Origin of the sequence: Pseudomonas sp. PDM20, from assembly GCF_014852575.3 — a bacterium.
In the GTDB taxonomy this organism is placed as follows: Bacteria; Pseudomonadota; Gammaproteobacteria; order Pseudomonadales; family Pseudomonadaceae; genus Pseudomonas.
The window spans coordinates 3,927,934-3,949,104 of record NZ_CM181224.1 but is presented as its reverse complement, the minus strand read 5'-3'; the positions used below and the strand labels follow the sequence as shown (position 1 = coordinate 3,949,104).

Here is a 21,171-nt window from a genome sequence, read left to right as displayed (position 1 = left end):
TCCTGCCGGCCGCCATCTGCCCCAGGAAACGGCCGGAGTCCCCATGAATGCATCGTCGTATTTCTCCCAGAGCTACGCCCAGGCGCGCAGCAAATTCCTCGACGCCTGCGCGGCCGCCGGCCTGCTGGTGGAGTCCCACGTCCACCCGCTCACCGGCCGCGACGGCGAGACGCTGGCGGTGGACGTCGCCCGTGAAGGACCGCTGGATGCCAAGCGCCTGCTGATCATCAGCAGCGGTTGCCACGGCGTCGAAGGCTTCTGCGGCTCGGGCGTGCAGAGCGCCCTGCTCGCCGATGCGGCATGGCGCGAGCACGCGCGCCGCAACGACTGCGCGGTACTCTACCTGCATGCCGCCAACCCCTACGGGTTTTCCTGGTGGCGCCGCTGGACCCAGGAGAACGTCGACCTCAACCGCAACTTCCGTGACTTCACCCAGGCCGCGCCGCAGAACCCCGGCTACGCGCAGCTGGACCCGGTGCTCGCGCCCCGGCGCTGGCCCAGCCCGCTGGGGCGCCTGCGTCTGCTCGGCTACGCGCTGCGCCATGGTCGCTGGGAGTTGCAGAAGGCCATCTCGTCGGGCCAGGCCAGCCATCCCGATGGGCTGTTCTTCTCCGGCTCGCAGCCGACCTGGAGCAACCGCACCGTGCGCGAAGTGCTGCGCCAGCATGGCCGGCAGTGCCGCGAAATGGCCTGGATCGATGTGCACACCGGCCTCGGCCCGAGCGGCTACGGCGAGTACATCTACTCGGGCGATCCGCGCCCCGAAGCACTGGTCCGCGCCCGCGCCTGGTGGGGCGACGAGGTGCGTTCGACGGAGGAGGGCAACAGCGTCTCGGTGAAGCTCAGCGGCAAGCTGGTGCACGTGGCGTTCGAGGAGTGCCCGCAGGCGCTGCTGATTTCCATGAGCCTGGAGTTCGGCACCGTGCCCGGCCCGCAGGTCCTCGAAGCACTGCGCGCGGACCAGTGGCTGCACCGCACGCCCGATGCGCCGGCGGCCAAGGTGCGGCGGATCAAGCAGCAGCTGCGCGATGCCTTCTACATCGACACGGACGAGTGGAAACAGGCGGTACTGACTCGCGCGCGGGACGCAGCCTGGCGCGCGGTGGAGGGGTTGCGCCGGGAGATTCCGGCGGAGTTGCGTGGAGGTCATTGCCGCTGACCGGAAAGCGGGGTGAGGCCGGAGCATCGCTTGCCAGGCATCAGCCCCTGGCTTCGAGCGCCTCCAGCGTTCGCGCAGTAACGGCCTCGATCATCCTCGGGTCCTGGTAGATCCGCGCCAGCAGGATGGCGCCTTCGTAGTCGGCCACCAGCTGTCTGCCCAGGGCACGGGCAGCCTCCCTGCCATAGGCGGGGCTGAGTATGTGGGTGAAGGCGAGAGCCCAGTCGTCCATGAAGGCGCGGATCGGCTGCATGAGGTCGGCATTGCTGTAGCTGGCGTCGACCGCGACCACGCCCATCAGGCAGCCGATGGTGTCGTCCTGGAACAGTTTCTGCGCCTTGCGCCCCAGCGTCGACAGGCGCTCGGCGGGGGCCTTGCTGTCGTCGTAGGCGACGGCGAACAGGGATTCCTTGAGCTTCTCATGGGTGGTCTCAAGCACATCCCGCAACAGCGATTCCTTGTTCGGGTAGTGGTGGTAGAACGAGGCCTTGGTCAGCCCGCAGGCACTGGACAGCATGTCCATGGTTGTCCCGTTGTAGCCGTAGCGCTTGAAGGTACTGGCGCATCGTTGCAGCAGCTCATCTCGACTGATCTTCGGCGGGCGCACGGGTCTTTCCTGCTCATGATTCGGTGTGCTGATTGTATGGCATAAGCGATAGCGTCTCAATTTGACGGTTACCGAATGTTTGTTTAGTTTGGACTTACCGAACGGTTGGTAAGTAATTGTCGACCGACGGAGACCCATTCCATTCATCACCCAAAGGTCAGCAAATGAGCGAAGCGAACAGTGGGGCGGGGCGCGTAACCCGCGAGCAGAGAGGGGCGATCTTTCTCATCGGCCTGGACCGGGCAGGCAAGCGCAATGCCTTCGACAGCGCGATGCTGGAGGACCTTGCACTGGCTATCGGCGAGTACGAACGCAACGACGAGCTGCGCTGTGCCGTGATCTTTGCCCACGGCGAGAATTTCACCGCCGGGCTCGATCTCCTGGAACTCACCCCGAAACTGGTCTCCGGCGGTTTCAAGTATTCCGATCTAGGCATCGATCCCTGGGGCGTTTCCCGGCCGCGTCGCACCAAGCCGATGGTGCTGGCGGTGCAGGGCACCTGCTGGACCGCCGGCATCGAGTTGATCCTCAACGCCGACATCGCGGTGATCGCCAGCAATGCGCGCTTTGCTCATCTGGAAGTATTGCGCGGCATTCCACCATCCGGCGGTTCCACCGTGCGCTTCACCCAGGCAGCGGGGTGGGCGGATGCCATGCGCTACATGCTGACCGGTGAAGAGTTCTCTGCCGAGGATGCGCTGCGCATGCGCCTGGTGAACGAAGTAGTGGAGCCAGGCCAGGAGCTGCCGCGGGCCCTGGAGTACGCGGAGCGCATCGCCAAGGCGGCGCCGCTGGCGATCAAGGCCACCTTGCGCTCGGCATTCCAGGCCCGTGACGAAGGTCATGATGCCGCGCTCTCCCAGCTCAACGAACTGCTGTTCACCCTCATCCGCACGGACGACGTTCGCGAGGGCGTGATGGCCATGATGCAGAAGCGCGAACCGCAGTTCCAGGGACGCTGAGCTTCACCCGCAGGGGGCCTTCCGCTTTTCGGGGTGCCCCTGATCACCTGGTTGACCCTTTGGATTGCTTGGCATGAATGCAGTAATGGAACACTCGGAGTGCGCCATCGAAGTGTCCCCGGCCAGCCTGCTGGCGAGGGATGGCTTCAGGCTCGCGGCGTATCGATACAAGGCCGCGGGCCAGGCCAGGGGCAACCTGCTCGTGGCCGGCGCGACGGGGGTGTCGCAACGTTTCTACCGTCGCTTCGCCGAATTCGCCGCCGGTCAGGGCTTCAACGTCCTGACGCTGGATTATCGTGGTATCGGGGAGTCGAAGCCGGGGTCGCTCAAGGGTTTTGACATGTCCTATCTCGACTGGGCCTACCTCGATCTGGCGGCGGCGGTCGAGCTGCTGGACGAGGATGGCCTGCCGATCTACTGGGTCGGGCATTCCTTTGGCGGGCACGCCATCGGCTTGCTGCCCAATCACCGGAAGCTGGTGGCGGCCTACACATTCGGCAGCGGCGCCGGCTGGGCCGGCTGGATGAGCCGGACGGAGGCGCTGAAGGTGCGGCTGCTGTGGCGCTTCGTGCTGCCCGCCATCGTCCGCTGGAAGGGCTACATGGCCTGGAGCGTGCTTGGCATGGGCGACGATCTGCCCCTGGGCGTGTACCAGGACTGGAAGCGCTGGTGCGCCTACCCGCACTACTACTTCGACGCACCGGACATGCAGCACCTGGCCGAGCAGTACGCGCAGGTCCGCACGCCCTGTGTTTTCGCCACGGCGGTCGACGATCCCTGGGCGCCACCGCTCTCGCGCAACGCCTTCGTGAAGGCCTACCGCAATGCGCCGATCCTGCGGCGTGACATCGAGCCCACGGCCGAACTTCCGGTGATCGGGCACATGGGGTACTTCCGCGCGGGGGCGCAATCGCTGTGGGGCGAAGTGCTGCATTGGCTTGCCGCCCAGCCCGCGGGGGCGCAGGCCCGATGCGGAGCGTTACCATGAGTTCCCGGCCGGTACCGGTGCTCCCCATGTCCTGCGCGGCAGAGTTCCGGGCTCTGGTGGAAAGCCGTCGGGCGATCCGACGCTTCACTGCCGAGCTCGTGCCTGACGGGGTGATCCTCGATTGCCTGCAGACGGCGGTGCTTGCGCCCAGTTCGTGCAATCTCCAGCCCTGGTCGTTCCAGGTGGTGCGCGATCCTGCGCTGCTGCAGGAGTTGCATCCGGTCTGCCTGCGTCAGGGGGCGGCGAAGGCGCCTCTGCTGATTGCCGTCCTGGCGCGCCCCGACACCTGGAGACAGGCCTGTGCCGATGTGATCGAGCACTGGCCTGAGCCATTGGTCCCGGAACGCATCCGTCACTTCTACGAGACCATCGCACCGTTCCAGTACAACCAGGGGACTTTTGGTCTGCGGGGATTTTTCAAACGTCTGTTGCTGCGCATGACCGGCCTGAAGCACCCGGTGATGCGCTCCCCGAACAGCCATGAGGAGATGCGCTTGTGGGCCGTCAAGTCCACCGCGCTGGCGGCGCAGAATCTGATGCTGGCCTTCCAGAGCCATGGCTATTCGACCTGTCCCATGGAGGGTTTCGACGACATGCGTCTGCGCGAGGTCCTGCCGATTCCCCCGCACGCGATTCCCATTCTGCTGCTGGCGGTTGGCAAGGAAGGGGAGCACGCCGTCTACAACCCGAGGTTGCGCTTTCCACTGGAGGGGCACGTCACGTGGCACTGAATCGGACCGGATTCTTATCGGCGGGGTTGGGATCATGACCTTGCTCCTGCAGCTTCACCTGTTTGCCGTGGCCTTCTGGTTGGGCGTGGTGGCCGTGGAGTTCCTGCTGGAACGCAGCCGCAGCCAGAGTCGCGGACAGGGCTTTGCAGTGGCTGATCTGCACGGGCGGATCGATCTGCTGTTCGAGACGCCGGCCTTCGTGACCGTATTGTTCAGTGGATTGCTGTTGCTGGACGCTGAGCGCTTCTCCGGGGTTTACGCGGTCAAGGTCGTGGCGGGGATGGTTGCTGTGCTCGGCAATGTGCTCTGCGTCATCCCGGTGCTGCTGCGGCGCACGGCCGCTGGGGCGGGGGACCTGCCGGCGGTAATCCGGTTCTCCCGGCAGATCGATGTCATTTCCCTGCTGGCGATTCCCGCCGGCCTGCTCGCGTTATTGCTCGGCACCTACCTGGTGGTCACTCGCTGACGGGAGTGCTGCCTGTTCCGCGCTGGGTTCGACAGCGCTTTTGGGCCGCCTTCGGGCGGCCTTTTTTTGCACCCGCACACGCCGAGGGTGCATCAATCTTCCAGTTGATTGCGCTGCTCCTCGAACCAGTCGAGCACCGGCTGGCAGGCCGGGTGGGCGGCGCCGCTGTCGCGCAGCCAGAGGGCATAGCGGCCGCCGGTTTTCAGCGCCTCGCCGAAGGGCACGATGAGATCGCCGCGCTGAAGGGCGTCGTGGGCCAGCAGGCGGTCGGTCATGGCCACGCCCAGTCCGCGGGTGGCGGCATCCAGCGCGAGGTCGTCGAGGTTGAACAGCATGTGCTTGAACGACGTGGGTGGCGGTGCGGCCTGGGCACGCAGCCACTGCGGCCATTCCAGGCCGCCGCTGGAGGCGTGGATCAGCGGGTGGCGCGCCAGCTCTTCCAGCGAGCGCGGCGGCGCCTGGCCGTCGTCCAGGCGTGGGGCGCAGACCGGGATCAGGTATTCGTCGTACAGCGGCATCAGCGTGCGGCCCTGCGGGTCGCTGCCGCTGGGCAGGTAGAGCACGTAGGCGTCGCAGTCGCCGCCGTCGTCCACCACTTCGCCGCCCACCGTCTCGATGGACAGGCACAGCTCCGGGTGCCGCGAGTAGAAGGAGCTCAGGCGCGGCAGCAGCCAGCGTACCGCCAGCGAAACGAAGATGCGGATGCGGAAGGGCCGCTCCGCCGAGGCCGGGGCGAGGCGCTCTTCCAGGCGCAGCAGCTGCTGGAGCATGCCCTCGGCCACTGCGTGCACTTCGCGGCCGGCGTCGGTCAGCGCCACCTTGCGGCTGGTGCGATCGAACAGCGGCACGCGGTAGTACTCCTCCAGTTGCTGCACCTGTCGGCTGATGGCGCTCTGGGTCAGGTGCAGCTGTTTCGCGGCGGCCGTGAAGCTGCCGGAGTCGGCGACCTGTACCAGCGCCTGCAGGGCCTGCAGAGAGGGAACGCGAAGCAGTTTGTCCATGACCCTTCCGTGCGCGATCTATGCGCCAATCTATGCGAGATAGGAATACCAGGATGAAAAATGAGCGTTGGTGCGTCCAGCGCAACTGCCCGTAGATTCTGACCATGACGCGCCATCGGGGAAATCGCTTGGATACGCCCGGCGCATGGATTGTGAAGGAGTGCCGGGCAATGAACAATCACTGTGGCTGGATCGCCCTGGCGGGCGAATTGCCCGCGCGGCCGACGCTGAGCGGCACCGAGCGGGCGGACTGGCTGATCATCGGTGGCGGCATCACCGGATTGTCCGCGGCCCATGCGCTGGCGGCGCGATTCCCGCAGCAGCGCGTGGTGTTGCTGGAGCGCCAGCGCATCGCCCAGGGCGCCTCGGCGCGCAATTCCGGGTTCGTCGTGGCCCATGAACTGCCTGCCGCCAGCGAACGCCTCGGGCAGCCCGGCCACGCCGCGTACCAGGTCGCCTCGCGCATCGGCATCGCAGCGGCGCAGGAAGTCCGCCAGTGCATCGCCGCGCTGGGTATCGACTGTGAGCTTTTCGAAGACGGCTATCACTTCGCCGCACACCGGCCCGAGCACCTGGGCGATGTCGACGGCATCCTCGCCACGCTGGCCTCGGTCGGCGCCAGCGCTCGCTACTACGAAGGCGCGGCGCTGGAGCAGCGGCTCGGCAGTGGCTTCTACGCGCGGGCCATTCACTGCGCCGGTGGTAACGCGCTGCTGCAACCGGGGCGCTATGTGAAAGGCCTGGCGGAGAATCTGCCGGAGTCGGTGGAAGTCTTCGAGCAGAGCGGCGTGACCGACCTGCGCCGCAGCGGCCAGGGCTGGGTGGCGCGTACCGAGCAAGGCGAAGTGCATGCGCCACAGGTGCTGGTCTGTCTGGGCGCCTTCATCGCCCGCGTCGGTCTGCACGACAGCGGGGCCTTCCCGCTGGAACTGAGCGCCAGTATCACCCGCCCGCTGGACGAGCCGCGCTGGCAGTCGCTGTTCGGCGAGCGCCAGTGGGGCGTGCTCGCGCCGTTGCCCGGCGGCGGTACCATGCGCCTGCTGCCGGGCCGCCGGCTGCTGATCCGCAACACCGTCGAATACCGTCATCGCGACCTCGACAACCACGCGCTGGCCGAGCGCCGTCGCCGTCATCTGAGCGGTTTGCAGAAGCGTTTCCCCGGCATCGTCGAAGCCGACATCGCCTACAGCTGGACCGGCCACGTCAGCGGCACCCGTTCTGGCGAGCCGTACTTCGCCCGCGTCGACCAGGGCTTGTACGCGGTGGCCGGCTGCAACGGCTCGGGCGTGGCGCGCGGCTCCCTGTGGGGCCGCCTGCTGGTGGAAATGGCCGCGGGCGACAGCTCGCCCGTGCTGGCCGACGTGCTGGCGCAGGCCAGCCCCGGCTACCTGCCGCCCAGCCCGTTCTTCGATATCGGCGCCTCGTTGCGCATGGCCTGGGAAGTGCGCCGCGCACGCGCCGAGGCCTGATCCATCGCTTTACCCACGCACGCAATCCATGAAGACCATCTCCAGAAAACTATTCCCAAGAACAAAAAAACCGAGGGCAGCATGATCAATCGTTCCAAGACTCTGGCCAGCTTCACCCTGGCAGGCCTCGCACTCGCAGCAGTGACCGGCACCACCCAGGCGGCGCAGACCGTCACCATCGCCAACTGGAGCGGCTACATCGCCGAAGACACCCTGGCGAACTTCACCAGACAGACCGGCATCCAGACCACCTACGACCTCGTCGACAGCAACGAGACCACCGAAGCCAAGCTGATGACGGGAGCCAGCGGCTACGACCTGGCCAGCCCGTCCAACCACTTCCTGCCGCGCCTGATCAAGGCCGGCGCCATCCAGGAACTGGACAAGAGCAAGCTGCCCAACTGGAAGAACCTCGACCCCAAGCTGATGAAGATTCTCGAGGCCAACGATCCGGGTAACCGCTATGCCATTCCCTACCTCTGGGTGACCGTCGGCATCGGCTACAACGAAGACAAGATCAAGGCCATCTTCGGCAACACCGACGTCACCCACAGCTGGCAGTTGCTGTTCGATCCGAAGAACGCCGAGAAGCTCGCCCAGTGCGGCATCGCGGTGATCGACAACGCCACCCAGATGGTGCCCATCACCCTCAAGGTGCTCGGCCGCGACCCGGCGAGCCAGAACCCGGACGACTTCAAGGCGGCCGAAGCCGCGCTGCAGGCGGTGCGCCCGTCGATCCGCTACTTCCACCAGTCCAAGTACGTCAGCGACCTGGCCAACGGCAACATCTGCGTCGCCATCGGCTTCAGCGGCGACGTGCTGCAGGCCATGACCACCGCCAGGCAGGCCGGCAACAGCGTGAAGATCGGCTACAGCCTGCCGCGCGAAGGCAGCACCATCGCCGTGGACACCGTGACCATTCCCAAGGGCGCGCCGCACCTGGACAACGCCTACGCCTACATGAACTACCTGCTGCAGCCGGAAGTGATCGCCAACATCAGCAATGCCGTGCAGTACCCCAACGGCAACGCCGCCGCGACCCAGTACGTCGACGCGGAGCTGCGCAGCAACCCGGCCGTCTACCCGCCACAGGAAGTGCTCGACACCCTGTTCCCGATCAAGACCCTGTCGCCGTCCGGGATGCGCATGAGCACCCGCCTGTGGACCCGCGTGATGAGCGGCAAATGACCCAGCCCAAGGACCTGCGCCGCCACGCCCTGGTGGTCGGCGCCGGCGTGGTCGGCCTGGCCACCGCGCTGCAACTGCAACGCCGCGACCTGCGCGTGACCCTGCTGGACCGCAATCCGCCGGGCCTGGCTACCTCGTTCGGCAATGCCTGCACCTTCGCCACCTACTCGGTGGAACCGGTGGCCACCCCCGGCATCTGGCGCAAGGCGCCGGGCATGCTGCTGCGCCCGGACAGCCCGCTGGCGATCCGCCCGGCCTACCTGCCGCGCATTGCGCCCTGGCTGCTGCAGTTCCTGGCGGCCTCGCGGCGTGACCGGGTGGAAGCCATCGGCCACGACCTCAACACCCTGCTGCGCCCCTGCATGGGCGCATGGCAGGGGCTGTTCGACGAGGCAGGCGCCAACGACCTGATCCGCCACGACGGCTCGCTGTACATCTTCGAAGCCCACGAGCGCAGCGATGCGCAAGCCATGGTGGATTACCACCGGCGCTTCGAGGTGCCGATCCGCTTCGTCGAGGGCTCCGAACTGCGCGAGCTGGAACCGGCGCTCAACGCCCGCGCGAGCTGCGCGGTGGAGCTGCCCGGCGTGAGCCGCACGCTCGATCCCTATGCGCTGAGCCTGCGTCTGTTCGAGCGCTTCCTCGCCAGGGGCGGCGAGTTCCGTCGTGGCGAATTGCTGGGCCTGGAACCGGCCGGGCAGGGCAGGGATGCGGTGCAGGCGCAACTGACGAGCGGCGAGCGACTGGCGGCCGACCGCGTGGCGCTGTGCACCGGCGCCTGGTCGCGCACGCTGGTAGACCAGTTGGGCGATAGCGTGCCGCAGGACACCGAGCGCGGTTACCACGTGCTCTTCGGTCACGCCGGGCAGGTGCTCAATCGCCCGGTGTGCTGGGGTGCCGGCGGCTTCTACATGACGCCCATGGCGCAGGGCCTGCGCGTGGCCGGTACGGTGGAATTCGCCGGGCTGGAAGCGTTGCCGAGCCCGGCGCGCTACCGCTACCTGACCCGTGGCGCGCGGCGCTTCCTGCGCCTGCAGCACGAGCCGGTGTCGCAGTGGATGGGCTTCCGTTCCTCGGTGCCGGACAGCATGCCGGTACTCGGCCCGTCCCGGCGCCTGCCGCAGGTCTTCTACAACTTCGGCCATGGCCACATCGGCCTGACCCTTGGCGCTATCACCGGCCAGCTGCTCGCCGAGCAGGCCAGTGACGTCGTCACCAGCGTACCGGTGACGCCCTTCCTCGCCAGCCGCTTCGGCTCTCGCTGAAGCACTGGCATTCACCCCGGACAACAGGAGATTTCGACATGCCCCAGCTGACCCTTGTCGCCCCCCGCAGCCATGCCATGCGCAGCGTGGGTCTGATGCTGTTGTCGATGTTCTGTTTCGCAGTGGTGGATGCGCTGGCCAAGGTGGTGGCGCTGAAGTATCCGGCCAACGAGGTGACCTTCTTCCGCATGGCCTTCGGCGTGCTGCCGGCGTTTCTCCTCTGCCTGCGCGGCCGGCCGCTGGCGCAGCGCTGGCGGCAACTGGACGTGCGCGGCCAGAGCATCCGCGCGGTGACCCTGCTGGGCTCCTCGGCACTCTTCTTCGCCGGGCTGCCTTACGTGGCGCTGAGCGAGGCCATCTCCATCGCCTATTCCGAGGCACTGCTGGTGATCGTGCTGGCGCCGCTGCTGCTGGGCGAACGCCTGCTGCCGCGCAACGCGCTGGCGGCTGTGTTGGGTTTCGTCGGTGTGCTGATGGTGGTCAAGCCGGACAACGCCGAGGCCAGTCTGGTCGGGCCGGGCCTGCTGGTGGCCAGCGCCTTCTTCGGCGCACTGTCGATGATCCAGATCCGCCGCATCCGCGAGACCGACGATTCCACCACCACGGTGCTGTACTTCACCGTGGTCGGCACCCTGGTCACCGGCGCCACGCTGCCGTTTTCCTGGAGCACGCCAAGCCTGCCGGACCTCGGCTTCATGCTCGCCCTCGGCCTGCTCGCGACCCTCGGCCAGCTGCTGTTCACCATCGCCGTGCGCCGCGCCCATGCCGCCACGCTGGCGCCGTACACCTACACCAGCATCATCTGGGCGAGCCTGTTCGGCTACGTGATCTGGGGCGAGGTGCTCAGCCTGCTGTCGCTGGTCGGTATCGTGCTGATCGTCGGCAGCGCCGTGGTCGTGGCGGTGCTGGAGCAGCCACCGGAAGGCTCGGTGGTCTGATTTTTCCTGCTTCCCACCCGGCGCGATGCGCCGTTTCACGAGAGAGATTGCATGCAACACAAAGCCGTACTCGACCAGACCGACGTCACCCGCATCGTCGCCGCCGCTACCGATGAAGCCCGGCGCCAGGGGTGGGCGGTGTGCATCGCCGTGGCCGACGATGGCGGCCACCCGCTGGCGCTGGTGCGCCTGGACGGCTGCGCCCAGGCCAGCGCCTACATCGCCACCGAGAAGGCGCGCAGCGCGGCGATCGGCCGGCGCGAAACCCGCGAGTACGAGAACATGGTCAACGGCGGCCGCACGGCCTTCCTCAGCGCGCCGCTGCTGACTTCTCTCGAAGGTGGCGTGCCGATCCTGGTGGGCGGGCAGGTAGTGGGCGCGGTCGGCGTTTCCGGCGTCCGCGCGGAACAGGACGCGCAGGTCGCCAGAGCGGGGATCGCCGGGCTCTGAGGTACACCCTGGATTTCCCCTGTAGGAGCGGGCCATGCCCGCGAACCGCCGGCAGGGCCGGCGCCTCCCTCCGCCCCGATGTTGGTCCTGTATTGCTGCGTTAGCTTGGGTATATCTGCGTCGCTTCGGCGTGCGCGCGGACTTCGTGTTTCGCCCCCTCGGGCGAGTCCCTTTTGGCAAACGCCCCAAAAGGAACCAAAAAGTCTTGCCCCGGACATCCGGTTTTTCGCTTAGGCGAAAAATACCCTCGTTGAAGCGAAGTTTCAGGGGCACGCGTCGAAGGGCCATCCCTGGCCCATCGCCGCTCTCGCGACATCCATGTCGCTCAACCCCTGAAACTCCGCTTCAACGAGGCCTCCTGAACGGGGCGTTCGGCGTGTGCGGATATTTCGCTGGAAGCCTTCTAAAAGCTCAAAGCCAGAGATATGGGCTTTTCGTAGGAGCGGACTTCATTCGCGATGGTATCCAGGGCGATGCAAAGCTAGGGGGCACCGCCTCGACTACCGGTCAGAATCCGGCCTGCCAGTCTGGTACCATGCCGCGCCGGTATGCCAGCTGGCGCGTGATGCCCCCGCGTCTGGCGATGCCCGCTTCCTTTCGTTCCCACTCTGCTGCAAACAGGCCGCATCGATCGGAAAGCTCCCCTGCACGGCAGGAGCGAAGCGCTTTCCACCGGGTCGATGGGGACCTTCTGGAATCCCGATGCACGATCCGATCAAACTCAAGGACCACCAGCAGGAGGCGACGCTGGTCAACCGCCGCCTGATCGCCTGCGGCGCGCTCGTGGCCCTGATGAGCGTGACCCTGGTGGCAAGGATGTACTTCCTCCAGGTCACCGACTACGCGACCAACGCCACCGTCTCCGAGAACAACCGCATCCATGTCCTGCCGATCCCCCCGGAGCGCGGGCTGATCTTCGACCGCAACGGCAAGGTGCTCGCCGAGAACCTGCCCAGCTTCAACCTCACCCTGACCCGCGAGCGCGCCGGCAATTCCCAGGCGGTGCTGGACCAGGTGACCGATATCCTCCAACTGAGCCCCGAGCAGCGCCTGCAGTGCGACAAGGCGCTGAAGAAGAGCCGCCATCCCTTCGAGCCGGTCGCCATCCTGCATGATCTGAGCGAGGAGCAGATCGCCCTCATCGAGGTCAATCGCTACAAGCTGCCGGGTATCGATGTGGATGCCGAGTTCGTCCGCCACTATCCCTACGGCGAGCACTTCGCCCATTCGGTCGGCTTCGTCGGGCGGATCAACGAGCGCGAGGCGGCGCGGCTCGACAGCACCGAATACCGGGGCACCGAGTACGTCGGCAAGACCGGTGTCGAATACTTCTACGAGCCGCAGCTGCACGGCCACGTCGGCTACGAGGAAGTCGAGACCAATGCGCAGGGCCGCGTCATGCGCGTGCTGAAGAAGGTGCCCCCGGTGGCCGGCGAGAACATCGTGCTGGGCCTGGATGTGGACCTGCAGGTCGCCGCCGAGAAGGCCCTGGGCGATCGCCGCGGCTCGGTGGTGGCGCTGGACCCGAACACCGGCCAGGTGCTGGCGATGGTCAGCAACCCGAGCTTCGACCCGAACCTGTTCGTCAACGGCATCAGCTCGGCGCAGTACGCGCAGCTGCGTGACTCCATCGACCGGCCGCTGTTCAACCGGGCGCTGCGCGGGCTGTATTCGCCGGGCTCGACCATCAAGCCGGTGGTGGCCATCGCCGGGCTGGATACCGGCACCATCACCCCGGCCACGCGGGTCTTCGATCCGGGTTACTTCCAACTGCCCAACTACGACCACAAGTACCGCAACTGGAACCACAGCGGCGATGGCTGGGTGGACCTGGACACGGCCATCAAGCGCTCCAACGACACCTACTTCTACGACGTCGCGCACAAGCTCGGCATCGACCGCATGCACGACTACCTGACACGCTTCGGGCTGGGCAGCAAGGTGTCCATCGACATGGCCGAGGAATCCTCCGGCCTGATGCCGTCCCGCGAGTGGAAACGCGCCACCCGGCGTCAGGCCTGGTTCCCCGGCGAGACGGTGATCCTCGGTATCGGCCAGGGCTACATGCAGGTGACGCCGCTGCAGCTAGCCGAAGCGACCTCGCTGATCGCCAGCAAGGGCGCCTGGCATCGTCCGCGGCTGGCCGAGTCGGTGGGCGGTGAAGACGTGGTCGACAACAATCCCATGCCCGACATCCACCTGAGCAATCCCCACGACTGGGATGCGGTGAACTACGGCATGCAGCTGGTGATGCACGATCCGGGCGGCGGCGCGCGGGCCGCAGGGCAGGGCGCGCAGTACCGCATTGCTGGCAAGAGCGGCACCGCGCAGATCGTCGCGATCCGCCAGGGCGAGCGCTACAACCGCCTGAAGACCAAGGAGCGCCACCGCGACAACGCGCTGTTCGTCGGCTTCGCCCCGGCGGCCGAGCCTTCCATCGTGGTCTCGGTGACCATCGAGAACGGCGAGGCCGGCGGGCGCGTAGCCGGGCCGGTGGTGCGCGAGATCATGGATGCCTGGCTGCTCGATGCGGACGGCAAGCTCAAGCCGCAGTACGCGGTGCCGGCCGAGACGGCTTCGGGCAAGCACGCCTGAGGTCTGCCGCACCCGACCCGGCGCACGAGCCGGGTGCGGTGTGGTCGGTCAGGCTTGCGCCGTTTCCGTCAGCGCCGCCTGCACCAGGGCATGCAACTCGGTGCCCGGATGATTGGCGTGCCAGGCCTTCAGGTCGCGGCGCATGGCCGGCGTCCAGAAGTTCTGCAGGTGCTGCTGCACGCCGTGGACCGCCAGGGCATGGTCCGATTCGGTGGAGAAGTACTGGCCGATCTGGTTGGCCATCTTGATCAGGTTCTCGACGCTCATCGACGGACCTCGGCTCTTTCCTGGTGACGGCGCTCCTTGAGCAGGCGCCGCTGTTCGTCACTGAACGCCTGGTAGCGCTTCTGCCATTCCGAAGGCTGGAACACGCGCACCACCTCCACCGCCGTGACCTTGTATTCCGGGCAGTTGGTGGCCCAGTCGGAGTTGTCGGTGGTGATCACGTTGGCGCCCGATTCAGGGAAGTGGAAGGTCGTGTAGACCACTCCCGGCGCCACGCGCTCGCTGACCCTGGCGCGCAGCACCGTCTGCCCGGCGCGGCTGCCCACGCCGACCCAGTCGCCATCGCTGATGCCACGGCTCTCGGCGTCGCTGGCGTGGATTTCCAGGCGGTCTTCCTCGTGCCAGGCGACGTTGTCGGTGCGCCGGGTCTGCGCGCCGACGTTGTACTGGCTGAGGATGCGCCCGGTGGTGAGCAGCAGCGGGTAGCGGGCGTTGACCTTCTCCTCGGTGGGCACGTAGCCGGTGAGCATGAAGCGCCCCTTGCCGCGCACGAACTGCTCGATGTGCATGGTCGGGGTACCGTCCGGTGCGGCATCGTTGCACGGCCACTGCAGGCTGCCATGGCGGTCCAGTTCGGCGTAGCTGACGCGGGTGAAGGTCGGCGTCAGGCGGGCGATCTCGTCCATGATCTGCGACGGATGGGTGTAGTTCATCGGGTAGCCCAGGGCATTGGCCAGGGCCACGGTGCCTTCCCAGTCGGCCTTGCCGCCGAGGGGCTCCATCACCTTGCGCACGCGGGAGATGCGCCGCTCGGCGTTGGTGAAGGTGCCGTCCTTCTCGAGGAAGGAGCTGCCCGGCAGGAACACGTGGGCGAACTTGGCGGTTTCGTTGAGGAAGATGTCCTGCACCACCACGCACTCCATGGCGGAGAGGGCGGCGGTGACGTGCTGGGTGTTGGGGTCGCTCTGGGCGATGTCCTCGCCCTGGCAGTACAGCGCCTTGAAGGTGCCGCCCAGCGCTGCTTCGAACATGTTGGGGATGCGCAGGCCGGGATCGGGCTGCAGGGTCACGCCCCAGGCCTGTTCGAACTGGCTGCGCACGGTCTCGTTGGAAATGTGCCGGTAGCCGGGCAGCTCATGGGGGAAGGAACCCATGTCGCACGAGCCCTGCACGTTGTTCTGGCCGCGCAGCGGGTTCACCCCGACGCCCTCGCGGCCGACGTTGCCGGTGGCCATCGCGAGGTTGGCGATGCCCATCACCGCGGTGCTGCCCTGGCTGTGCTCGGTGACGCCCAGCCCGTAGTAGATCGCCGCGTTGCCGCCGGTGGCGTAGAGGCGCGCGGCGGCGCGGATTTCTTCGGCGGGTACGCCGCACACCGGGCCGAGCACTTCCGGGGCGTTCTCCGGCAGGCTGACGAAATCGCGCCAGCGGATGAAGTCCGCGGCCTCGCAGCGCGCGTCGACGAAGTCCTGCTTGACCAGGCCTTCGCTGACGATGACGTGGGCCAGGGCATTGAGCATGGCGACGTTGGTGCCGGGGCGCAGTTGCAGGTGCAGCTCGGCGCGGGCGTGGGGCGAGTCGACCAGGTCGATGCGCCGCGGGTCGATGACGATCAGCCGGGCGCCCTGGCGCAGGCGGCGCTTGAGCTGCGAGCCGAACACCGGGTGCGCATCGGTGGGGTTGGCGCCCATCACCAGCACCACGTCGGACTGCATCACCGAGTCGAAGCTCTGGGTGCCGGCGGACTCGCCCAGGGTCTGCTTGAGGCCGTAGCCGGTAGGCGAATGGCAGACCCGCGCACAAGTATCGACGTTGTTGTTGCCGAACGCCGCGCGCACCAGTTTCTGCACCAGGTAGGTTTCTTCGTTGGTGCAGCGGCTGGAAGTGATGCCGCCGATGGAGTCGCGGCCGTATTTCGTCTGGATACGCCGGAACTCGCTGGCGGCGTAGGTGACGGCCTCGTCCCAGCTGACTTCCTGCCACGGGTCGCTGATGTGCTGGCGGATCATCGGCTTGGTGATGCGATCCGGGTGCGTGGCGTAGCCCCAGGCGAAGCGGCCCTTGACGCAGGAGTGGCCGTGGTTGGCCTGGCCGTTCTTGTCCGGGACCATGCGCACCAGTTGGTTGCCCTTCATCTCGGCGCGGAAGGAGCAGCCCACGCCGCAGTAGGCGCAGGTGGTGATGACGGCGCGTTCCGGCTGGCCGATCTCGACCACGCTCTTTTCCATCAGCGTGGCGGTGGGGCAGGCCTGTACGCAGGCGCCGCAGGAGACGCATTCGGAGTCGAGGAAGTTGTCGCCGCCGGCCGCCGCCACGCGGGACTCGAAGCCGCGCCCTTCGATGGTCAGGGCGAAGGTGCCCTGGGTTTCCTCGCAGGCGCGCACGCAGCGGTTGCAGACGATGCACTTGCTCGGGTCGTAGTCGAAGTAGGGGTTGGAGACGTCCTTCTGGTCCTTCAGGTGGTTGGCGCCGTCGTAGCCGTAGCGCACCTCGCGCAGGCCGACCTGGCCGGCGACGGTCTGCAGTTCGCAGTTGCCGTTGGCCGAGCAGGTCAGGCAGTCCAGCGGGTGGTCGGAGATGTACAGCTCCATCACGTTGCGCCGCAGGTCCGCCAGCTTCGACGTCTGCGTGCGCACCACCATGCCTTCGCTCACCGGCGTGGTGCAGGAGGCCGGGTAGCCGCGCATGCCGTCGATTTCCACCAGGCACATGCGGCACGAACCGAAGGCCTCCAGGCTGTCGGTGGCGCAGAGTTTCGGGATGGTCGTGCCGAGCAGGGCGGCGGCGCGCATCACCGAAGTGCCGGCGGGCACGCTGATCTCGCGGCCGTCGATGCTCAGGCTGACCTGCACGTCGCTGTCGCGCGCCGGTGTGCCGAAGTCGATGTCGCTGGCGCTGCCAGCAGACGAGGAGGGATCGAAGTAGTTGATCACTGGTCGGCCTCCGAAGTCGCCAGACCGAAGTCGGCGGGGAAGTGCTTGAGGGCGCTGGCCACGGGGAAGGCGGTCATCCCGCCGAGGGCGCAGAGCGAACCGTATTGCAGGGTGTCGCAGAGGTCGGTGAGCAGTCGCGCCTGTTCTTCGCGCGCGCTGATGTCGGTGGCGGCGATCAGCCGGTCCACCACCTCCACGCCACGGGTCGAACCGATGCGGCAGGGCGTGCACTTGCCGCAGGATTCCTCGGCGCAGAATTGCAGGGCGAAGCGTGCCATGCGCGCCATGTCCAGGCTGTCGTCGGCCACCACCACGCCGCCGTGGCCGAGCATGGCGCCAACCGCGGTGAAGGCTTCGTAATCCAGCGGGGTGTCGAACTGCGCCGGGGGCACCCAGGCGCCCAGCGGGCCGCCGACCTGCGCGGCCTTCAGCGGGCGGCCGCTGGCGGTGCCGCCGCCGTAGCCTTCCACCAGCTCGCGCAGGGTCAGGCCGAAGGCGCGCTCCACCAGCCCGCCGTGACGGACGTTGCCGGCCAGCTGGAAGGGCATGGTGCCCAGCGAACGGCCCATGCCGAAGTCGCGGTAGAACGCTGCGCCCTTCGCCAGGATGATCGGCACCGAGGCCAGGGTGAGCACGTTGTGCACCAGCGTCGGCAGGCCGAACAGGCCCTGCAGCGCGGGCAGCGGCGGCTTGGCGCGGACCACGCCGCGCTTGCCTTCCAGGGAGTCCAGCAGGGCGGTTTCCTCGCCGCAGATATAGGCGCCGGCGCCGACGCGCACCTCCAACTCGAACGCGCGGCCGCTGCCGCAGACGTCTTCGCCGAGGTAGCCGGCGTCGCGGGCGAGCTTCAGCGCCTGGTTGAGGGTGGCGATGGAGTCCGGGTATTCCGAACGCACGTAGAGGTAGCCCATGGTTGCGCCGACGGCGAGGCCGGCGATGGCCATGCCCTCGATCAGCAGGAAGGGGTCGCCCTCCATCAGCATGCGGTCGGCGAAGGTCCCGGAATCACCTTCGTCGGCGTTGCACACTACGTACTTCTGGCTGCCGGCCGCCTCGCGCACCGTGCGCCACTTGATGCCGGCGGGGAAGGCCGCGCCGCCGCGGCCGCGCAGGCCGGAGTCGAGCACCGCGGCGACGACGTCGGCGCCGTCCATGCCGATGGCGCGGGCCAGGCCTGCGAAGCCGCCGTGGGCGCGATAGTCGTCCAGCGACAGCGGCCGGGTGATGCCGGCGCGGGCGAAGAGCAGGCGCTGCTGGCTCTTCAGGTAGGGCAGTTGTTCCACCAACCCGAGAGCCAGCGGATGGCTGGCCGGGTTGCCGGAAAGCGCGTCGAGCAGGGCCGGCACGTCGTCGACCGTGAGCGGGCCGAAGCCCAGCCGGCCGGCGTCGCTGTCCAGCTCCAGCAGCGGCTCCAGCCAGTAGAGGCCACGCGAGCTGGTGCGCTGGATGTCCAGCGGCAGCTGGCGGCGCTCGGCCTCGGCGACCAGGGCGTCGGTCACTTCGTCGGCGCCCACTGCGCGGGCCACCGAATCGCAGGAAACGAACAGCTTCAGCATGCGGCGTCCTCCCGGCAACCGTTCACCAGTTCGCGCAGGCGTTCGGCGGTGAGGCGGGCATGCACTCGGCCGTCCAGTTCCAGCGCCGGCGAGCAGGCGCAGGCGCCCAGGCAGTAGACCGGACGCAGGGCGATACGGCCGTCGGCGCTGGTGCCGTGGTCGTCCAGTTCGAGCTGCTCGCGCAGCTGCGCGGCCAGGGCTTCGGCGCCCCGGCTCTGGCACGACTCGGCGCGGCACAGGCGCAGCGTATGGCGGGCCGGCGGCGCGCTGCGGAAGTCGTGGTAGAAGCTGATTACCCCGCGTACCTCGGCGACGCTGAGGTTCAGGGCGTGGGCGATTTCCGGGAGGGCATCGTCGGGGATGTAGCCGACGCAGTCCTGGATGGCGTGGAGCACCGGCAGCAGGGCGCCGGGCGTGGCCTTGAGACGTTCCAGCACATCGTGGATCAGGGGCAGGTGAAGCGAATCATCAGGCATACAGCGCACCTCGACATCGCGGGCGCCTGCGATGGGCGGCGGCCCGGAATCCTTCGGCGGCGGCGTACCGGCGGGTCTGCGTGGTTCTCCGGGGCGCCATCGTTCTTATGGGGTGTTGCCGTCCGGCCAGGCATCTTTGCGTGCCTGGTCCTCGACAGTAGGAAAGATTGCCATCCCTCTGGATTAGGGATAGCACTCGAACGACCCTGCGCATCCTGAAACCGACAAGGGACCCAAACCGCCACCTTGTCCGCTCAGAGCCCCCTTGTTGGCCGGTAATGCCCTCGGGCGTGGCCGCTGCCCGGCTTAACCTGCCAGCTACCCATGACAACAAGAATCCGCGCCGTCGCCGCGCGCGGGAAGAAAAGGGGAGCACCATGCATAAACCCGCAACACCCTGGCTTGCGCTTGTCTTGCTGGCCCTGACCGGCCTGCTCGGTGGCTGTGGCGAAGAGGCCGCGCCACCCGCTCGCAACGCCGCCACCTTGGCGCCCAGCGACCCCGCGCTGGCGAAGATCTATGACAGCAGCTGCAAGCTCTGCCACGCCAACCCGGCCTCCGGAGCGCCGCAGACCGGTGACGCGAAGGCCTGGCAACCGCGTGTCGCCCAGGGCGCCGACAGCCTGCTGGACCACAGCATCAACGGCTTCAAGGGCATGCCGCCGATGGGCATGTGCATGCAGTGCTCGGAGGAGGAGTTCCTCGCGCTGATTTCCTTCATGTCCGGCCAGTCGGTCCAATAAGCGCGGGGTTCCTTCGATGCCAATTCATCTCACCCGCCGTCAACTGCTGCAGAACGCGGGCATTGCCGGCGCATTCATGGCGTTGTCGAGCAGCCCGCTGGCGGCCGAGCTGGCCCGTGCGCCGCGACTGATTCCCTGGCGCAACTGGTCCGGCGGGCAGAGCTGCCTGCCGGCGGCGCGCCTGGCGCCACAGAGCCTGGACGAACTGGTCCAGGTCATCCGCCAGGCCCAGGGCAAGGTCCGCCCGGTGGGCTCGGCGCATTCCTTCAGCGCCCTGGTGCCCACCGACGGTACGCTGGTTTCGCTGGCCTATTTCAACGGTCTGCTCGACCACGATGCCGACACGCTGCAGGCGGAATTCGCCGCCGGCACGCCCATGTCGCTCATGGGGCCGGCGCTGAAGGAGATCGGCCAGGCGCTGCCGAACATGTCGGACATCGACTACCAGACCCTGGCCGGGGCGATCTCCACCTCGACCCACGGCACCGGGGTTGGCTTCGGTTCCTATTCCTCCCACGTCGCCGGCCTGCAACTGGTGACCGCCAGCGGCGAGGTGCTGGACTGCGACGCCCAGCGCCATCCCGAGGTGTTCAACGCCGCACGGGTGTCCCTCGGCGCCTTCGGCATCGCCACCCGCGTGCGTCTGCAGAATCGCGCGGCCTTCCGCCTGCACGAGCGGCAGTGGATCGCCAGCACCGAAGAGCTGCTGGAGGACGTGGAAAAGAACACCCGCGAGAACCAGCACTGGGAAATGCAGGTGCTGACCCATTCCGACTACGCGCTGTCCATCGCCCTCAACGAGACCACCGACCCGGCAACGCCGCCGCTGGACCCGGCCAAGGAGGGCGGCAACGAGTACGTGAGCATCATCGAGGGCCTGGACAAGTACGGCAGCGATTTCCCCGCCGCGCGACGCTTCCTGCTCAACAGCCTGCGCCACATCGCCAGCTTCGACGACCGCATCGGCGACTCCTACGACGTCTTTGCCAACGTGCGCAACGTGCGCTTCAACGAGATGGAGTATTCGGTCCCGGCCGAACACGGCCCGGCCTGCCTGCGCGAGATACTCAAGCTGATCAACGACAAGGACCTGCGCACCTGGTTCCCCATCGAGTACCGCTACGTGAAGGCCGACGACATCCCGCTGAGCATGTTCGAGGGGCGCGACAGCTGCTCCATCTCCGTGCACCAGCACTACAGCATGGATCACCACAACTTCTTCGCCGCCGTCGAGCCGATCTTCTGGAAGTACGCCGGCCGGCCGCACTGGGGCAAGCTGCACACGCTGAACGCGCGCACGCTGCAACCGCTGTATCCGCGCTGGAAGGAATTCACCGAGGTACGCCGCGAGCTGGACCCGCAGGGCAAGTTCCTCAATGCCCACCTGTCATCGATCCTGGGCGTGGCCTGACAAGGAAG

Annotated in this window: 19 protein-coding genes; 13 read left to right on the top strand and 6 right to left on the bottom strand. The window is 67.3% G+C overall.

Features of this window, described 5'->3' with window-relative positions:
* Window positions 1–43: 43 nt before the first annotated feature.
* Window positions 44–1,159, top strand: a complete 1,116-nt coding sequence (locus tag IB261_RS17970) for a M14 family metallopeptidase (RefSeq protein WP_192382747.1) — start codon at window positions 44–46, stop codon at window positions 1,157–1,159.
* 40 nt (window positions 1,160–1,199) lie between these two features.
* On the opposite strand, the gene IB261_RS17965 is transcribed toward IB261_RS17970, so the two are convergent.
* Window positions 1,200–1,766 carry a TetR/AcrR family transcriptional regulator gene (locus tag IB261_RS17965; RefSeq protein WP_151187509.1) on the bottom strand — a complete coding sequence of 189 codons (567 nt, stop codon included), beginning with the start codon at window positions 1,764–1,766 and terminating at the stop codon, window positions 1,200–1,202.
* A 164-nt stretch (window positions 1,767–1,930) separates the two neighbouring features.
* Here IB261_RS17965 and IB261_RS17960 point away from each other — a divergent pair, with 164 nt between their 5' ends.
* The 4 genes from IB261_RS17960 (at window position 1,931) to IB261_RS17945 (ending at window position 4,913) form a co-directional block, all read left to right on the top strand.
* Window positions 1,931–2,728: a crotonase/enoyl-CoA hydratase family protein gene (locus tag IB261_RS17960; RefSeq protein ID WP_151187508.1), complete on the top strand. Its 798-nt coding sequence runs from the start codon at window positions 1,931–1,933 to the stop codon at window positions 2,726–2,728.
* Window positions 2,729–2,801: 73 nt separating this feature from the next.
* Window positions 2,802–3,716 carry an alpha/beta hydrolase family protein gene (locus IB261_RS17955; protein ID WP_151187507.1) on the top strand — a complete coding sequence of 305 codons (915 nt, stop codon included), beginning with the start codon at window positions 2,802–2,804 and terminating at the stop codon, window positions 3,714–3,716.
* Window positions 3,713–4,447 carry a nitroreductase family protein gene (locus IB261_RS17950; RefSeq protein WP_192382746.1) on the top strand — a complete coding sequence of 245 codons (735 nt, stop codon included), beginning with the start codon at window positions 3,713–3,715 and terminating at the stop codon, window positions 4,445–4,447. The genes IB261_RS17955 and IB261_RS17950 overlap by 4 nt, the downstream gene beginning before the upstream one ends.
* A 34-nt stretch (window positions 4,448–4,481) precedes the next feature.
* A complete protein-coding gene (locus IB261_RS17945) occupies window positions 4,482–4,913 on the top strand; it encodes a hypothetical protein (RefSeq protein WP_151187506.1) in 432 nt (143 codons plus the stop codon).
* A gap of 92 nt (window positions 4,914–5,005) precedes the next feature.
* Here IB261_RS17945 and IB261_RS17940 read toward each other — a convergent pair whose 3' ends face one another.
* Window positions 5,006–5,914 carry a LysR substrate-binding domain-containing protein gene (locus IB261_RS17940; protein ID WP_151187505.1) on the bottom strand — a complete coding sequence of 303 codons (909 nt, stop codon included), beginning with the start codon at window positions 5,912–5,914 and terminating at the stop codon, window positions 5,006–5,008.
* 170 nt (window positions 5,915–6,084) lie between these two features.
* On the opposite strand from IB261_RS17940, the gene IB261_RS17935 reads away from it, so the two are divergent.
* From IB261_RS17935 to mrdA, 6 genes are all read left to right on the top strand, one after another.
* Complete coding sequence (locus IB261_RS17935; protein ID WP_192382745.1) at window positions 6,085–7,383, top strand: NAD(P)/FAD-dependent oxidoreductase; 1,299 nt, start codon at window positions 6,085–6,087, stop codon at window positions 7,381–7,383.
* A gap of 81 nt (window positions 7,384–7,464) precedes the next feature.
* Window positions 7,465–8,571 carry a polyamine ABC transporter substrate-binding protein gene (locus IB261_RS17930; protein ID WP_192382744.1) on the top strand — a complete coding sequence of 369 codons (1,107 nt, stop codon included), beginning with the start codon at window positions 7,465–7,467 and terminating at the stop codon, window positions 8,569–8,571.
* A complete protein-coding gene (locus IB261_RS17925) occupies window positions 8,568–9,836 on the top strand; it encodes an NAD(P)/FAD-dependent oxidoreductase (protein WP_192382743.1) in 1,269 nt (422 codons plus the stop codon). The genes IB261_RS17930 and IB261_RS17925 overlap by 4 nt, the downstream gene beginning before the upstream one ends.
* Before the next feature lie 38 nt (window positions 9,837–9,874).
* Window positions 9,875–10,774 (top strand): DMT family transporter, encoded by a 900-nt coding sequence (locus IB261_RS17920; RefSeq protein ID WP_192224472.1) that lies wholly within the window; start codon window positions 9,875–9,877, stop codon window positions 10,772–10,774.
* A gap of 51 nt (window positions 10,775–10,825) precedes the next feature.
* Entirely contained in the window at window positions 10,826–11,224 is a 399-nt protein-coding gene (locus tag IB261_RS17915) for a heme-binding protein (protein ID WP_081518391.1), read from the top strand.
* Between the two features lie 702 nt (window positions 11,225–11,926).
* Window positions 11,927–13,819 (top strand): penicillin-binding protein 2, encoded by a 1,893-nt coding sequence (mrdA, locus tag IB261_RS17910; RefSeq protein ID WP_192382742.1) that lies wholly within the window; start codon window positions 11,927–11,929, stop codon window positions 13,817–13,819.
* A gap of 48 nt (window positions 13,820–13,867) precedes the next feature.
* On the opposite strand, the gene IB261_RS17905 is transcribed toward mrdA, so the two are convergent.
* Genes IB261_RS17905 through IB261_RS17890 form a run of 4 tightly spaced genes read right to left on the bottom strand, consistent with a single transcriptional unit; the run spans window position 13,868 to window position 19,009 of the window.
* Window positions 13,868–14,086, bottom strand: a complete 219-nt coding sequence (locus IB261_RS17905) for a formate dehydrogenase subunit delta (protein WP_192382741.1) — start codon at window positions 14,084–14,086, stop codon at window positions 13,868–13,870.
* Window positions 14,083–16,977, bottom strand: coding sequence for a formate dehydrogenase subunit alpha (gene fdhF, locus IB261_RS17900; RefSeq protein WP_192382740.1), 2,895 nt, complete (start codon window positions 16,975–16,977; stop codon window positions 14,083–14,085). Before fdhF ends, IB261_RS17905 begins: the two co-directional genes overlap by 4 nt.
* Complete coding sequence (locus IB261_RS17895) at window positions 16,974–18,533, bottom strand: formate dehydrogenase beta subunit (protein WP_192382739.1); 1,560 nt, start codon at window positions 18,531–18,533, stop codon at window positions 16,974–16,976. Before IB261_RS17895 ends, fdhF begins: the two co-directional genes overlap by 4 nt.
* Entirely contained in the window at window positions 18,527–19,009 is a 483-nt protein-coding gene (locus IB261_RS17890) for a formate dehydrogenase subunit gamma (protein ID WP_192224478.1), read from the bottom strand. The genes IB261_RS17895 and IB261_RS17890 overlap by 7 nt, the downstream gene beginning before the upstream one ends.
* Before the next feature lie 377 nt (window positions 19,010–19,386).
* Here IB261_RS17890 and IB261_RS17885 point away from each other — a divergent pair, with 377 nt between their 5' ends.
* Window positions 19,387–19,752, top strand: a complete 366-nt coding sequence (locus IB261_RS17885) for a c-type cytochrome (RefSeq protein WP_192382738.1) — start codon at window positions 19,387–19,389, stop codon at window positions 19,750–19,752.
* Window positions 19,753–19,828: 76 nt separating this feature from the next.
* Window positions 19,829–21,163 carry a D-arabinono-1,4-lactone oxidase gene (locus IB261_RS17880; RefSeq protein WP_412548395.1) on the top strand — a complete coding sequence of 445 codons (1,335 nt, stop codon included), beginning with the start codon at window positions 19,829–19,831 and terminating at the stop codon, window positions 21,161–21,163.
* Window positions 21,164–21,171: the final 8 nt, after the last annotated feature.

Coding starts and splice junctions, on each gene's coding strand:
- IB261_RS17970 (WP_192382747.1), top strand. CDS start 44: ATGAATGCATCGTCGTATTTCTCCCAGAGCTACGCCCAGGCGCGCAGC.
- IB261_RS17960 (WP_151187508.1), top strand. CDS start 1,931: ATGAGCGAAGCGAACAGTGGGGCGGGGCGCGTAACCCGCGAGCAGAGA.
- IB261_RS17955 (WP_151187507.1), top strand. CDS start 2,802: ATGAATGCAGTAATGGAACACTCGGAGTGCGCCATCGAAGTGTCCCCG.
- IB261_RS17950 (WP_192382746.1), top strand. CDS start 3,713: ATGAGTTCCCGGCCGGTACCGGTGCTCCCCATGTCCTGCGCGGCAGAG.
- IB261_RS17945 (WP_151187506.1), top strand. CDS start 4,482: ATGACCTTGCTCCTGCAGCTTCACCTGTTTGCCGTGGCCTTCTGGTTG.
- IB261_RS17940 (WP_151187505.1), bottom strand. CDS start 5,914: ATGGACAAACTGCTTCGCGTTCCCTCTCTGCAGGCCCTGCAGGCGCTG.
- IB261_RS17935 (WP_192382745.1), top strand. CDS start 6,085: ATGAACAATCACTGTGGCTGGATCGCCCTGGCGGGCGAATTGCCCGCG.
- IB261_RS17930 (WP_192382744.1), top strand. CDS start 7,465: ATGATCAATCGTTCCAAGACTCTGGCCAGCTTCACCCTGGCAGGCCTC.
- IB261_RS17925 (WP_192382743.1), top strand. CDS start 8,568: ATGACCCAGCCCAAGGACCTGCGCCGCCACGCCCTGGTGGTCGGCGCC.
- IB261_RS17920 (WP_192224472.1), top strand. CDS start 9,875: ATGCCCCAGCTGACCCTTGTCGCCCCCCGCAGCCATGCCATGCGCAGC.
- IB261_RS17915 (WP_081518391.1), top strand. CDS start 10,826: ATGCAACACAAAGCCGTACTCGACCAGACCGACGTCACCCGCATCGTC.
- mrdA (WP_192382742.1), top strand. CDS start 11,927: ATGCACGATCCGATCAAACTCAAGGACCACCAGCAGGAGGCGACGCTG.
- IB261_RS17905 (WP_192382741.1), bottom strand. CDS start 14,086: ATGAGCGTCGAGAACCTGATCAAGATGGCCAACCAGATCGGCCAGTAC.
- IB261_RS17895 (WP_192382739.1), bottom strand. CDS start 18,533: ATGCTGAAGCTGTTCGTTTCCTGCGATTCGGTGGCCCGCGCAGTGGGC.
- IB261_RS17890 (WP_192224478.1), bottom strand. CDS start 19,009: ATGCCTGATGATTCGCTTCACCTGCCCCTGATCCACGATGTGCTGGAA.
- IB261_RS17885 (WP_192382738.1), top strand. CDS start 19,387: ATGCATAAACCCGCAACACCCTGGCTTGCGCTTGTCTTGCTGGCCCTG.
- IB261_RS17880 (WP_412548395.1), top strand. CDS start 19,829: ATGGCGTTGTCGAGCAGCCCGCTGGCGGCCGAGCTGGCCCGTGCGCCG.